Origin of the sequence: Streptomyces sp. WAC 01529 (genome assembly GCF_003945545.1) — a bacterium.
In the GTDB taxonomy this organism is placed as follows: Bacteria; Actinomycetota; Actinomycetes; order Streptomycetales; family Streptomycetaceae; genus Streptomyces; species Streptomyces anatolicus.
In genome coordinates this window covers 6986051-6998766 of the sequence record NZ_CP029617.1, presented here as the reverse complement: position 1 = coordinate 6998766, position 12716 = coordinate 6986051, and the positions used below count along the sequence as shown (strand labels likewise).

Annotated in this window: 13 protein-coding genes; 4 read left to right on the top strand and 9 right to left on the bottom strand. The window is 72.5% G+C overall.

Going from position 1 to position 12716, the window contains the following annotated elements:
- Positions 1-61: 61 nt before the first annotated feature.
- Positions 62-799 carry a GntR family transcriptional regulator gene (locus tag DMA15_RS31240; protein ID WP_125518123.1) on the bottom strand — a complete coding sequence of 246 codons (738 nt, stop codon included), beginning with the start codon at positions 797-799 and terminating at the stop codon, positions 62-64.
- Positions 800-1021: 222 nt separating this feature from the next.
- Between DMA15_RS31240 and DMA15_RS31235 the strand changes: the two genes are divergently transcribed.
- The gene (locus DMA15_RS31235; RefSeq protein ID WP_125516043.1) at positions 1022-2026 is read left to right on the top strand and encodes a Gfo/Idh/MocA family oxidoreductase; all 1005 of its coding nucleotides are present in this window, start codon (positions 1022-1024) and stop codon (positions 2024-2026) included.
- A 33-nt stretch (positions 2027-2059) separates the two neighbouring features.
- Here DMA15_RS31235 and DMA15_RS31230 read toward each other — a convergent pair whose 3' ends face one another.
- The 3 genes from DMA15_RS31230 to DMA15_RS31220 all read right to left on the bottom strand — a co-directional run bounded on the left by DMA15_RS31230 (position 2060) and on the right by DMA15_RS31220 (position 4631).
- On the bottom strand, positions 2060-2515 hold the full coding sequence (locus DMA15_RS31230; protein ID WP_125516042.1) for a PaaI family thioesterase: 456 nt from the start codon (positions 2513-2515) through the stop codon (positions 2060-2062).
- A 107-nt stretch (positions 2516-2622) separates the two neighbouring features.
- Positions 2623-3294: a response regulator transcription factor gene (locus tag DMA15_RS31225; protein WP_125516041.1), complete on the bottom strand. Its 672-nt coding sequence runs from the start codon at positions 3292-3294 to the stop codon at positions 2623-2625.
- The gene (locus DMA15_RS31220) at positions 3291-4631 is read right to left on the bottom strand and encodes a histidine kinase (protein WP_125516040.1); all 1341 of its coding nucleotides are present in this window, start codon (positions 4629-4631) and stop codon (positions 3291-3293) included. Before DMA15_RS31220 ends, DMA15_RS31225 begins: the two co-directional genes overlap by 4 nt.
- A gap of 158 nt (positions 4632-4789) precedes the next feature.
- On the opposite strand from DMA15_RS31220, the gene DMA15_RS31215 reads away from it, so the two are divergent.
- Positions 4790-4996, top strand: coding sequence for a hypothetical protein (locus DMA15_RS31215; protein ID WP_125516039.1), 207 nt, complete (start codon positions 4790-4792; stop codon positions 4994-4996).
- Positions 4997-5039: 43 nt separating this feature from the next.
- Here the strand turns inward: DMA15_RS31215 and DMA15_RS31210 are convergent, their stop codons facing one another.
- Positions 5040-5648: a dihydrofolate reductase family protein gene (locus tag DMA15_RS31210; RefSeq protein ID WP_125516038.1), complete on the bottom strand. Its 609-nt coding sequence runs from the start codon at positions 5646-5648 to the stop codon at positions 5040-5042.
- A gap of 234 nt (positions 5649-5882) precedes the next feature.
- Between DMA15_RS31210 and DMA15_RS31205 the strand changes: the two genes are divergently transcribed.
- Positions 5883-6623 (top strand): SDR family oxidoreductase, encoded by a 741-nt coding sequence (locus DMA15_RS31205; RefSeq protein WP_125516037.1) that lies wholly within the window; start codon positions 5883-5885, stop codon positions 6621-6623.
- Positions 6624-6697: 74 nt separating this feature from the next.
- On the opposite strand, the gene alc is transcribed toward DMA15_RS31205, so the two are convergent.
- Both alc and allB read right to left on the bottom strand, forming a co-directional pair.
- Positions 6698-7813, bottom strand: a complete 1116-nt coding sequence (alc, locus tag DMA15_RS31200) for an allantoicase (RefSeq protein WP_125516036.1) — start codon at positions 7811-7813, stop codon at positions 6698-6700.
- Between the two features lie 4 nt (positions 7814-7817).
- Positions 7818-9191: an allantoinase AllB gene (gene allB / locus DMA15_RS31195; RefSeq protein WP_240660045.1), complete on the bottom strand. Its 1374-nt coding sequence runs from the start codon at positions 9189-9191 to the stop codon at positions 7818-7820.
- Between the two features lie 348 nt (positions 9192-9539).
- On the opposite strand from allB, the gene DMA15_RS31190 reads away from it, so the two are divergent.
- Positions 9540-10355 (top strand): IclR family transcriptional regulator, encoded by an 816-nt coding sequence (locus DMA15_RS31190; protein WP_125516035.1) that lies wholly within the window; start codon positions 9540-9542, stop codon positions 10353-10355.
- Positions 10356-10449: 94 nt separating this feature from the next.
- Here DMA15_RS31190 and DMA15_RS31185 read toward each other — a convergent pair whose 3' ends face one another.
- Positions 10450-11193 (bottom strand): response regulator transcription factor, encoded by a 744-nt coding sequence (locus DMA15_RS31185; protein ID WP_125516034.1) that lies wholly within the window; start codon positions 11191-11193, stop codon positions 10450-10452.
- A complete protein-coding gene (locus DMA15_RS31180; RefSeq protein ID WP_125516033.1) occupies positions 11190-12491 on the bottom strand; it encodes a sensor histidine kinase in 1302 nt (433 codons plus the stop codon). Before DMA15_RS31180 ends, DMA15_RS31185 begins: the two co-directional genes overlap by 4 nt.
- Positions 12492-12716: the final 225 nt, after the last annotated feature.

Here is a 12716-nt window from a genome sequence, read left to right as displayed (position 1 = left end):
GGCGCGTGGCAGCGTCAATGGGTTTGTCAGAACATTCTTACGAGCGCTGGTCAGCCGGCGCCTATGGCCGTACGAGGAGCTGGAACTCGAAGGAGTACCGCGAGGCCCGGTAGACGTGCGCGCCGAACTCGACGGCGCGCCCCGTGTCGTCGTACGTCGTGCGCCGCATGGTGAGCAGTGGGGCACCCGGCGGCTCCGCGAGGCGCTCGGCCTCCTCGGCGGTGGCGGCGCGGGCGCCGACGGACTGGCGGGCGCTGTGCAGGGTCAGGCTCGCGGCCCGCATCAGGCGGTAGAGGCCGGTGGCCTCCAGGCGCTCGGTGTCGAGGTCGAGGAGGCCCTTCGGGAGGTGGTTGGTCAGATACGCCATGGGCTCGCCGTGGGCCAGCCGCAGCCGCTCCACGCGGTGCACCTCGTCGCCCTCGCCGACGCCGAGCGCGGCCGCCACCTCGGCGGAGGCGGGCTCCAGGGTGTTGCGCAGGACGCGGGTCTCGGGGCGCTGGCCCGCCGCCTCCAGGTCGTCGTAGAGGCTGCTCAGCTCCAGGGGGCGCTTGACCTGGCTGTGCACGACCTGGGTGCCGACGCCCCTGCGCCGGACGAGCAGGCCCTTGTCGACGAGGGACTGGATGGCCTGGCGGACGGTGGGCCGGGAGAGGCCGAGCCGTCCGGCCAGCTCGATCTCATTGCCGAGGAGGCTGCCCGGGGTCAGGGCGCCGCGCTCGATCGCCGCTTCCAGCTGCTGGGCCAGCTGGAAGTAGAGCGGGACCGGGCTGCTGCGGTCGACGCCGAGCCTGAGGGTCAGGGTGGGGTCGTTGACCCGCTTGTCCTGAGCTGGTTTGGCGACTGGTTTGGACACGGGCCGAGCGTAGTCCCGGTGGATGATGACGGGAAGTTCTGAAGTCCGGATGTCAGGACAGTCGGGTTGTCCGGTCAGCCAGGCCGTCCGGTCAGCCGGATTGTCCGGCAGTTCAATTGTCCGGACAAAGGATTGACAGGGTGGGGTGGGCATGGCGAGGCTGGGGCCATGCGCATCGGACTGATCGGAACGGGCCGTATCGGCACATTTCACTCCGCGGCCCTGAGCCGTCACCCCGAGGTGACCTCGCTCGTCGTCGCCGACGCGGATCCCGTGCGGGCGGCCGGCCTCGCGGCGCGGACCGGGGCGGTGCCCGCGCCCTCGGTGGACGACGTCTTCACCATCGGCGTGGACGCCGTGGTGATCACGGCGGCGACCTCGGCGCACGCCGAGCTGATCGCCACGGCGGCCCGCGCGGGCCTTCCGGTCTTCTGCGAGAAGCCCATCGCGCTCGACCTGCCGGGCACGCTGGCGGCGCTCGCCGAGGTGGAGGCCGCGGGCACGGTGCTGCAACTGGGCTTCCAGCGGCGCTTCGACGCGGGGTACGCGGCGGCGCGCGAGGCGGTGCGGTCGGGCCGGCTCGGGCGGCTGCACACCGTGCGGGCGATCACCTCGGATCCGGCGCCGCCCCCGGCCGCGTATCTGCCACTGTCCGGCGGGCTCTACCGCGACTGCCTGGTGCACGACTTCGACATACTGCGCTGGGTGACGGGGCGCGAGGTCACCGAGGTGTACGCGACCGGGTCCGACACGGGCCCCGCGATGTTCCGCGAGGCAGGCGACGTCGACACGGCGGCGGTGCTCCTCACCCTCGACGACGGCACGCTCGCCACGGCGACCGCGACCCGCTGCAACGGCGCGGGCTACGACGTACGCATGGAACTGGCCGGGGAACTCGACCAGTTGGCGGTCGGCCTTGACGACCGTACGCCCCTGACCTCCGCGGAACCGGCGGGCCCCGCCGCGCCGGTCAAGCCCTGGCCCGGGTTCCTCGAGCGCTTCGCCCCCGCGTACGAGGCGGAGCTCGCGGCCTTCGTCGAGGTCGTACGCGGGGACAGGGCGAACCCCTGCGACGGCCGCGAGGCGCTGCAGGCGCTGCGGATCGCGGAGGCGTGTGAACTGTCGCGGCGGGAGCGGCGGTTGGTGCGGATGGACGAGATCACCGCGGGTTGAGCCCCTCCCCCGCCGGGCCGGGCCGACGGAGCGTCAGCCCGTGGAGAGCACGGTCCCCTGCGCGATGGCGCACAGCACCCCGGAGCCTTCGTCTGCGCCCTCGGCGACGCTGAACAACTCGCAGCGGACCACCGCCTGGCGCCGCCCGGTGTGCGCCACCACTGCGTGGGCGACGAGCTTGGCGCCGGTCGCCGGACGGACGTACTGGATGGAGAAGCCGGACGTCAGCACGGCGGGTCCGAGCGTGGTGCCCGCGGCGAAGGTGATGCTGTTGTCGGCGGCGTAGGCGAGGACGCCGCCGTGCAGGAAGCCGTTCTGCTGCTGGAGTTCCTCGCGGGCCTCGATCTCCAGCGTGGCCGCGCCCTCCCCGAACCGCGTGATGCGCGCCCGTACGAGCCTGCTGAACGGCTGTCCGTCCAGCACCTTCTGGGCCATGACGAGGTCGATGGGGTCGGGTACGGGGTCGGGTACAGGCTCAGGCACGGTCATACCCCCACTACTATCACCGCGCGGCAAGGGACGAAGAGCCCGTCCGGCGATTGAGGACGGACTCGGCGGAGCCGGTGATGGGCGGAGCCAATGGTCAGCGGCTCCCCTCAGACGTCCTGGTCGAGCAGCCCCGCGTCATGCGCCAACAGCGCGATCTGCACACGGTTGTTGAGGTCCAGCTTCGTCAGGATGCGGGAGACATGCGCCTTCACCGTGGCCACGCTCAGGAAGAGCTGCGCCGCGATGTCCGCGTTCGAGCCGCCCCGGCCCACCGCGACGGCCACCTCCCGTTCGCGCTCGCCGAGCGTGTCGAGCCGGGCCAGCGCACGGCGCCTGCGGTCCAGTTGGGGGTCGGCGCCAGTCACCCGCGTGATCAGTTGGCGGGCCACCGCCGGGGAGAGGACGGGATCGCCCGCGGCGACCGCGCGGACCGCCGCGACGATCTCCGCGGGCGCCGTGTCCTTCAGGACGAACCCGGCGGCGCCCGCCCGCAGGGCGCGCAGGACCTGTTCGTCGGCGTGGAAGGTGGTCAGGACGATGACCTCGGGCGCGCCGGGGCGCTTGCGCAGCGCTTCCGTGGCGGCGAGGCCGTCCATGGTGGGCATGCGGATGTCCATCAGTACGACGTCGGAGCGCACTTCACCGATCAGCGGGGCGACCTCGGTGCCGTCGGCCGCCTCTCCGACGATCTCGATGTCGTCCGCGCCGCCGAGCATGAAGGAGAGCCCGGCGCGCACCAGCGGGTCGTCGTCGACGAGCAGCAGCCTGATCGGTTTCATGACGCCCACGGTAGCCAGGCCTCCAGGTGGAACCCGCCGTCGGGGCGCGGCCCGTGGGCGAGGCGGCCGCCCGCGAGCTGGGCCCGTTCGGTGAGTCCGATCAGGCCCTGCCCGGAGCCGGGCACCTTCGGCACGTCGCCGGGCGGGGCGGGGTTGCGTACGGCGAGGGTCAGGCCGTCGCCCGGCGCCCCCGTGACGGTGACGGTGACCTCGGCGCCGGGGGCGTGCTTGCGGGCGTTGGTCAGGGCTTCTTGCGCGATGCGGTAGGCGGTGCGGCCGAGGGCGGCGGGCACGGTCGCGGGGTCCGGGACGCGGCTGTCGAGGACGACCTCCATGCCCGCCTCGCGGGACTCGGCGACCAGGGCGTCCAGGGCGGCGAGCGTGGGCTGGGGGCGGCCGGGGGCGTCCGTGTCGCCGTCGCGCAGGACGCCGATCACCTGGCGCAGGTCCTGCAACGCCTCGTGGGCACTCTCCCGGATGACGCCCGCCGCGCGGACGATCTCGGCGCGGGGCGCGTCGGGACGGAACTCCAGGGCGCCCGCGTGGACGCTGAGCAGGGTGAGGCGGTGCGCGAGGACGTCGTGCATCTCGCGGGCGATGGCCTCGCGGGCGAGTCGCTGGGCCTGTTCGGCGCGGAGGGCGGCCTCGTTCTCGGCGCGGATCGCCCGCTCGCGCAGGCTGAGCAGCAGCTCGCGGCGGGAGCGCACGAACATGCCCCAGCCGACGACCGCCATGGTGAACAGCGCGGCGAAGGCGACGGACACCCCGTACGACAGGTCGGCGTCGGGCCGCAGCCAGTACGCGAAGGGGACGACCGCGATCGAGGCGCCGCCGATCCACGCGACGTACCGGAAGGGCCGGTGCACGGCGACGGTGAAGAGGGCGACGGCCGCCGCGCCACCCGCCGTGTCGGAGGCCATGCCGACCGGCACCATCGCGAGGGCGAGGCCCACCGGCCAGCGTCTGCGCAGCCAGACCGCGGCGCAGGCGAGCGCTCCGAGGACCTGGTCGAACTCGGCGAGGCCCTGGGAGATGTGCGGGTTGGCGTCGATCGAGTCGGCGCCGATCACCCCGATGAGGACGGCCGCGAGGAAGCAGCCGAAGTCGGCGATCCAGTCGCGTACGGTCCGCCGCGGCCTGCGTCGCGGCCCGCGCCCCGCCCGTCCCCGCCGTCCCGCCCGTCCCGACAGTCCCCACCGCCCCGACCGCTCGGACCTGCCCGGGTCGAACTCCTGGGCGATCGCGGAGGGCAGCGCCCAGGGGCTCCTGGCCAGGAGCCCGGGCAGTGCGTGGGGCTCGGGAGGCTCGGGACGCCCTGTGGGTTCGGTACCGCTCATGGTCGACAAATCTACGCACGGACCGAGGCCCGCAGTGGTCTCCGTACGCGATCGTCGACCAAAGTCGCGCGGGTCGCAGACTTTCGGACCGCACGCGGAACGCATCCTCGCCCCGCGGCGGATGTGCGCGGAGAAGCCGCGCGGCGAGGATCTCCGTCATGAAACGGCTACTGGAATTGTTCGGTTTCCTCTCGCTGGTCCAGGGCGCCGGCGGCGTGGTCCACGACCTCACCGACGAGCGGTACGGCTGGGGCCTGCTGCGGCGCTTCGGGATTCTGGAGAGCTATGAGCTGTACGCGAGCATCGCGATGATCGTGCTGGCGATCGCGCTGTTCGCCGCCGCGGAGAGCCAGAAGGAGGGCTGACCCCGCCAGTGAAGGAGGGCCGGCCTCGCCGGCGAAGAAGGGGCTAGTAGCTGCCGTACTCCGGCCGCCCCGCACGCTCGTACGTACTGATGACGACGCCCGTGGACGTCGTACGCGACTGCGCGAGCCGGAAGGCCGTGGGCGGGCCGCCCTCCGCGAAGAGCCGTTTGCCGGTGCCGAGGGCGACGGGGAACGTCAGCAGGTGCAGGGCGTCGATCAGGTCGTGCGCCAGCAGGGTCCGCGCGAGGTTGCCGCTGCCGTGCATCTGCAGTTCGCGCCCGGTCCGCTCCTTCAGCTCGGTGATGTCCTTGATCAGGTCGTCGCGGCCGATGATCTGCGTGTTGCGCCAGTCGGCGCTGGTCAGGGTGGTGCTCGCGACGTACTTCGGCAGGGCGTTGAGCTTGGTGGCCACCGGGTTGTCGGGCTCGGTCACCGCGGGCCAGTACCCGGCGAAGATCTCGTATGTGCCGCGCCCGAGCAGGAACGCGTCGGCCTGTTCGAAGACCTCGTCGATGAACGCGCCGAAGTCCGCGTCGCCGTAGGGCACCGACCAGCCGCCGTGTTCGAATCCTCCGCTGCGGTCCTCGTCCGGGCCGCCCGGGGCCTGGAAGACCCCGTCGAGGGTGAGGAACTGGGTAAGTGTGATCTTCATGGCGAACGCCTCTCCTCGGACCGCCGTTCCGTCATCTACTCAGACCGTGCCACCCGGCGGAAGTCATCGCCGCCGCGGACACCCCGGCCTCCCCGAGGGTTCCCCGGCCTTCCCCCGAGAAGCCCCACCGTCGCGTCCGTTTACCGCCAGCCTCCAGCCGCGTGAACGCCTTTCATTGAATCCGCAAGCACTTACCGAACGCACAGCGCTTCACCACGCGGAAGAGGTACGGACATGTCTTCTCTCAACGGCAGGACAGCCCTGGTCACCGGCGGCAGCCGCGGTATGGGCGCGGCGATCGCGCTGCGCCTCGCCCAGGAGGGCGCCGACGTGGCGATCACATACGTCCACGGCGAGGCCGCGGCGCACGAGGTCGTCGCGAAGATCGAGGCCATGGGGCGGCGCGGCTTCGCCGTCCGGGCGGACGCGGCCGATCCGGGGGACGCGGCGGGCGCCGTGGACCGCGCGGCCGACGACCTCGGCCACCTGGACATCCTGGTGAACAACGCGGGCATCGGCGTACTCGGCCCCGTCGGCGATCTGACGCTCGCCGACATCGACCGCGTCCTCGCCGTCAACGTCCGAGGGGTCTTCCTGGCCTCGCAGGCGGCGGCCGGGCGGCTGCGCGACGGCGGCCGGATCATCACCATCGGCAGCTGCATGGCCCAGCGGGTCCCGGGGCCCGGCGGCACGCTCTACGCGACCAGCAAGGCCGCGCTGATCGGCCTCAACAAGGCGCTGGCGCGGGAGTTGGGCGGGCGCCGGATCACGGCGAACCTGGTCCAGCCGGGGCCGATCGACACCGACATGAACCCGGCGGGCGGCCCCTACGCGGACGGGCAGCGCGCGTTGACGGCACTCGGCCGCTTCGGTTCCGCCGACGAGGTGGCGTCCCTGGTCGGGTATCTCGCCGGGGACGACGCCGCGTACCTCACCGGCACCGAGCTGTCGGTCGACGGCGGGCACGCGGCGTGAGGGAAGCTTAAGGGAATGGGTGTGGGGCGCACCGGGGCTGTCCACCCGGTGCGCCCCACGTCTGCGAGGGCGGATCAGCCGCCCAGCTCCTGGTGGCGGGCGGCCAGCTTGGCCGCGCCGTCCTCGGTCAGCGAACCGAACAGGCGCAGGCGGGAGATGCCGCCGTCCGGGAAGATGTCGACGCGTACGTGCGTGCCGACGACCGGGGCGTCAAGGACGAAGCGGTGGTTGGTGTCGGGCTGGAGCCGGGTGCGGGGCAGCGCCTCTACCCACTCCCCCGACTCGCCGTCACGTACCGAAAGGGCGGCCCAGCCCGCCGAGTTGCCCTTGAGGTAGGCCGTGTCGATCTCGACGGCGCGGATCTCGGACTGCTGGACGAGCCGGTAGCGGATCCAGTCGTTGCCGGTGTCGCGGCGGCGGCGGGTCTCCCAGCCGTCGTCCATCTTGCGGGAGCGGCCAGGCTGGATGGTGTTGGTGGCCGGGGAGTAGAAGCGGTCGGAGGCGTCCTCGACCTGGCCGCCGTTCTCCAGGGCGACGACGTCGAACGTGCCGAGCGCGGCGAGCCACTTGGGGTCGGCGGCGACCTCGCCGTAGACGCGCAGGCGGGCGATGCCGCCGTCCGGGTGCTGGTTGACGCGCAGGTGCGTGAAGCGCTGCTCGACGTCGACGGCGAAGCCGTTGGCCGCGTGTCCGCCGACGGGCGTACGCGGGACGAGCGTCGTCCACTTCACGTCGTCGCCGCACAGCTCATCGGGGGTCGGCGAACCCTCGACGCTGGTGCCCTCGACGGAGACGGCCTGGGGGTAGTTGCCGCGGAAGTGCGCGGTGTCGATGACGATGCCGCGGATGACACCGGGGGCGCCGAGGCGTACGAGCGCCCAGTCGTGGTCGTCCTCGGTGGGCCAGGGGTGCTCGGCGGAGACCCCGCGCCTGCGGCGGGTCTCCCAGCCGTCCATGACCTTGCCCTTGTGCCCGAAGTGCTCGGGGTCGAAGACGGCCGGGTGCGCGAGGAGCAGGTTCTCGCGCATGGCGAAGAACTCGTCGTTGGCGGCGATCACACCGGCGCCGAGCTGCCGGTCGGCGAGGTTGGCGTACTGGGTGAAGGGGAAGTCGGCCGTGCGGTAGTCGGCGTAGGGCTCGCCGCCGCCGTAGGGGCTCGCGTCGCCGGTGTAAGAGGGTATCGCCGTCACTGTTTCAGTTGTTCCTTTCCAGAAGTCGGCCCGCGGGTTCGGTGAACTCGCCGCCGTGCAGGATGCGTTCGCCGCGCAGCCAGGTGGACTTCACGACGCCGCTGAGGGTCTTGCCCGCGTACGCCGTGACCCGGTTCCGGTGCTGCAGCTCGGCGGGGTCCACGGTGAAGGTCTCGTCGGGCGCGAGGACCGCGAAGTCGGCGTCGCGGCCGGCCTCGATGGCGCCCTTCTGGTCGAGTCCGACCAGCTGTGCGGTGCGCGTGGACATCCAGCGCACCACGTCGTCGAGGGTGTGGCCGCGCCTGCGCGCCTCGGTCCAGACCGCGGGCAGGCTCAGCTGGAGCCCGGAGATGCCGCCCCACGCGGTCGCGAAGTCGTCGGTCTTCAGGTCGGCGGTGGACGGGGAGTGGTCGGTGACGACGCAGTCGATGGTGCCGTCGGCCAGCGCCTCCCAGAGCAGGTCCTGGTTGCCTGCCTCGCGGATGGGCGGGCAGCACTTGAACTCGCTGGCGCCGTCGGGGACTTCCTCGGCGGTCAGCGTCAGATAGTGCGGGCAGGTCTCCACGGTCAGCTTGACGCCCTCGCGCTTGGCGGCGGCGATCAGCGGGAGCGCGTCCGACGAGGACAGGTGCAGTACGTGGATCCGGGCGCCGATCCGCTTGGCGACGGCGATGAGGCCTTCGATCGCGGTGTCCTCGGAGATACGGGGCCGGGTCTGGAGGTAGTCCGCGTACTTGGGGCCGCTCTTGTGGGGGGCGGCGTCCAGCTCGTGCGGGTCCTCGGCATGGACGATGAGGAGCCCGCCGAAGCCGGTGATCTCGGCCATCGAGGTGGCGAGCTGGTCCTGGTCCAGCTCGGGGAACTCCTCGACGCCGGAGGGCGAGAGGAAGCACTTGAAGCCGTAGACGCCCGCGTCGTGCAGGGGCTTGAGGTCCGCGACGTTGTCGGGGAGGGCGCCGCCCCAGAAGCCGACGTCGATGTGCGCCTTGCTGCGGGCGACGTCCTGCTTGGTCCGCAGGTTGTCGACCGTCGTGGTCGGCGGCAGGGAGTTGAGGGGCATGTCGACGAGGGTCGTGATGCCGCCGGCCGCCGCGGCGCGGGTGGCGGTCCAGAAGCCCTCCCACTCCGTGCGTCCGGGGTCGTTGACGTGGACGTGCGTGTCGACGAGGCCGGGCAGCAGGACGTCGTCGCCGAAGTCCTCGACGCGGGCGCCGTCCGGGACCGGGGCGTCGTACGCGCCGACGGTCACGATCTTCCCGCCGAAGACGGCGACCGAGGCGGCGCGCGTCCCCTCCGGGGTGACGACGCGGGTGGAGCGCAGCACCAGCTCCACATCCGCGGCAACGCTCGTGTCCACGTCCACGTCCTTCTCGGACACCCGTGTCCCCTCTCTTCTGTTCCGCTTCACAGACCTTTTGTTTCCGCTTAACGGAATTCAACGTTCTGTTGAAAGAGTTTTCACGCTCGACCTCGTGGCGTCAAGGGTGGGCTTCGGCTGGACTCCCGCCCCTGGGCTCGCACTGGACGTTTCCACAGAGTGGAATTAGAATTCCGCTGACCAGAACGTAGTTACGCACAACGACAGCGCCAAGGGTCCACGGACAACCCTGCGAAGAACCGGGCAAAGCCCCCTTGACCGGCGACGACGCCACCTCGCGCGAGAGCCCCCGGGAAGAACCGCCCGGTAGGCTGCATCCTTGCCCGCCAGCACCGAAAGGAACGCGCCGTGCCGACGTCAAGCGCCAACGACGCCCCTGCTGAAGTCGCCGCCCCGAAGCCCCCCGCCGCGAGCGGCGGCGTCCAGTCGCTAGAGCGCGCCTTCGATCTGCTCGAACGGATGGCGGACGCCGGGGGCGAGGTCGGTCTCAGCGAGCTGTCCGCCAGCAGTGGCCTCCCCCTCCCCACGATCCACCGCCTGATGCGCACGCTGGTCGCCTGCGGCTACGTACGCCAGCAGGCCAACCGCCGCTACTCCCTCGGCCCGCGCCTGATCCGCCTCGGCGAGTCGGCCTCGCGGCTGCTCGGCACGTGGGCCCGGCCCTACCTCGCCCGCCTCGTCGAGGAGACCGGCGAGACGGCCAACATGGCGCTGCTCGACGGCGACGAGATCGTGTACGTCGCGCAGGTGCCCTCCAAGCACTCCATGCGGATGTTCACCGAGGTCGGCCGGCGGGTCCTGCCGCACTCCACGGGCGTCGGCAAGGCACTCCTCGCGCACACGCCGCCGGAGGAGGTCCGGGCGCTGCTCGCCCGCACCGGGATGCCGGCGGCCACGGAGAAGACCATCACCACGCCCGAGGGGTTCCTCGACGCGCTCGACGAGGTCCGCCGGGCGGGGTACGCCGTCGACGACAACGAGCAGGAGATCGGCGTCCGGTGCCTCGCCGTGTCCGTGCCGAACTCGCCCACCGCGGCGGCGATCTCGATCTCCGGCCCCGCGGGACGGGTGACCGAGTCGGCCACGGAGAAGATCGTGCCGGTGCTGCAGCAGGTGGCGGTGGAGCTGTCCTCGGCGCTCACCAACGCGGGGGCGGGCTCCTGAGCCCTTTCCCACCCACCCACCCGTTTGCCCGGCGCTGACGGGCGGACGGGCGCACTCGGCCGTTTGCCCGGCACTGGAAGGCAGTCGGGGGCGTTCAGTCCGTGCGGTTCTCCGGGTGTGGGGCGCGGGGTGTGACCAGGCCTGATTCGTAGGCCGCGATGACCGCTTGGGCCCGGTCACGGACGGCCAGTTTGTCGAAGATGCTGGTGATGTGGTTCTTGACGGTGGAGACGCTGAGCGCCAGGTCACGGGCGATCTCCGCGTTGTCGTGGCCGACGGCCATGAGGCGCCACACCTCTACCTCGCGGGGCGTCAGGTCCCCGGCGGCCGCGGGGGAAGTCCGCGCCCCGCCCGGGGTGCGTACGTACGTGGAGATCAGCCGCGTGAGCAGCCGCGGCGCGACGACGGCCTCCCCTGCGTGGACCGTGCGGATCGCCGCGCCCAGATCCTCCGGGGAGCTGTCCTTGGGCAGGAAGCCGTACGCCCCGGCGCGCAGGGCCCCCACCACGTACTCGTCGAGGTCGAAGGTGCTGAGGGCCAGGACCCGGCAGCCGGGCGCCTCGGCGGCGAGTTCCGCGGTCGCGCCGACGCCGTCGAGGACGGGCATGCGGATGTCCATCACCACGACGTCGGGGTGGAGCCGGCGGGCGAGGGCGACGGCCTGAGCGCCGTCCCCGGCCTCGCCCACCACCTCGATGGACGGGTCGGGGGTGAGGATCAGCGACAGGCCGCGGCGGACCAGGGGCTGGTCGTCAACGATCAGCACCTTGATCCTGGGCGGAGCCGACCGCCCGGTCTCAAAGGTCTCGGTCTCGGGCTCGGTCTCGATCTCGGTCATCGGGGCGTCCCCTCGTTCTGGGTGGCCGCTTCGGCCGTCTCGTCGGCCCCGTCGGCGTCATCCACGGGCAGCGGCAGCTCGGCCACCACGGCGAACCCGCCCTCGGCCCGCGGGCCGACCGTGAGCGTGCCGCCGTGCAGGGAGACGCGCTCGCGCATGCCGATGAGGCCGTAACCGCCCGGGCTCACCGCCGACGCCCCCTCCTGCGGGGGTGCGCCCCCGCCGTCGTCCCGCACCTCGATGGTGACCCGCTCCTGGTGGTACGTCAGCTGTACGGAGGCACGGGCGGACCCCGCGTACTTGCGGGCGTTGGTGAGGGCTTCCTGGGCGATCCTGAACACCGTGAGGCCGACGGTCGGCGGCAGCGCGCGCGGGGGCCCGCTGACGGTGAACTCGGTCGGCAGTCCGGCGAGGCGGGACTCGGCCACCAGGCGGTCGAGGTCGTCGGCGCCGGGCTGGGGCAGCGAAGGCGCGGCCTCCGGTTCGTCGTCGGCCCGCAGTACGTCGAGGAGTTGGCGCATCTCGCGCAGGGCGAGCCGCCCGGAGGACTCCAGGGTGACCAGGGCGTCCCGGGCGATCTCCGGCCGGGCGAGGTTGGCGCGGGCGCCACCGGCCATCAGCTGCATGGTGGTGATGTGGTGGGCCACGATGTCGTGCAACTCCCTTGCGATACGGCGGCGTTCGTCCGCCACCGCCCGCTCGGCGACAAGCTCGCGGTTGGCCGCCACCTCCTGCTGCCAGCGGTTGATCGCCAGGGCGGTGCCGACGACGATGAGGGCCGTGAGGGGCGAGGCGACGGCGTCCCGCAAGGAGGGTACGCGGCCGTCGCCCTGGCTCAGCACCGTCAGCGCCACCGTCGCGGTGGCCGCGACCGCCGTCACCCGGCCCGGGCAGGCCCTGGCGACCGAGTACAGCGCGACCACCAGCACGGCGCCGAAGTGGCTGGGCAGCGGGATGGTCAGGGCGGCCGTCGCGTCGAGCGCCAGTACGGCCGTGAGCGCCGCCACCGGGTGGCTGCGCCGGGCGAGCAGCGGCAGCGCCGCCAGCGCGACGAGGAGGAACCCGGCGGCGCTCACGTCCTGTTGTCCGTCGGGGTCGTCGGAGAACACGTAACTGAGCAGGTTCAGCGCGCAGGCTCCGCCGGCCACGAGGGCGTCGTTGCGGTCGTTACGGGGCCATGGCGGCTCGGCGCGGGTGCCGTGCGGCGGCTCGGCGTGGGTGGAGTGCGGCGGCTCGTCTCGGGTGCCGTGCGGCGGCTCCCCGGCGTCGTCGGCCTCGCTCTGTCGGCTCCTGGACATCTCTGCTCCCCCCGAGTCCTTCCCCCTGTGTCCGGGCTCGCGGCCCGGGGGCCAGGGTTGCACAGCGGGCGTGGCGGCGACGGTTCGCGGGTCCTGGTTGTCGGCGGGGGCAGGCCCTCGACCAGGACCAGGGTCCTGGTCGCGGGTCGGGGCAGGACCCAGGGCCCCGGTCCGGATCATCCGCTGCCACGACGCCCGGCACCCCCTCCCGGTGATGGTCTTGAG

Bases quoted from the DNA above. Each gene is read 5' to 3' on its own strand.
- DMA15_RS31235 (WP_125516043.1), top strand. From the start codon at position 1,022: ATGCGCATCGGACTGATCGGAACGGGCCGTATCGGCACATTTCACTCC.
- DMA15_RS31230 (WP_125516042.1), bottom strand. From the start codon at position 2,515: ATGACCGTGCCTGAGCCTGTACCCGACCCCGTACCCGACCCCATCGAC.
- DMA15_RS31225 (WP_125516041.1), bottom strand. From the start codon at position 3,294: ATGAAACCGATCAGGCTGCTGCTCGTCGACGACGACCCGCTGGTGCGC.
- DMA15_RS31220 (WP_125516040.1), bottom strand. From the start codon at position 4,631: ATGAGCGGTACCGAACCCACAGGGCGTCCCGAGCCTCCCGAGCCCCAC.
- DMA15_RS31215 (WP_125516039.1), top strand. From the start codon at position 4,790: ATGAAACGGCTACTGGAATTGTTCGGTTTCCTCTCGCTGGTCCAGGGC.
- DMA15_RS31210 (WP_125516038.1), bottom strand. From the start codon at position 5,648: ATGAAGATCACACTTACCCAGTTCCTCACCCTCGACGGGGTCTTCCAG.
- DMA15_RS31205 (WP_125516037.1), top strand. From the start codon at position 5,883: ATGTCTTCTCTCAACGGCAGGACAGCCCTGGTCACCGGCGGCAGCCGC.
- DMA15_RS31185 (WP_125516034.1), bottom strand. From the start codon at position 11,193: ATGACCGAGATCGAGACCGAGCCCGAGACCGAGACCTTTGAGACCGGG.
- DMA15_RS31180 (WP_125516033.1), bottom strand. From the start codon at position 12,491: ATGTCCAGGAGCCGACAGAGCGAGGCCGACGACGCCGGGGAGCCGCCG.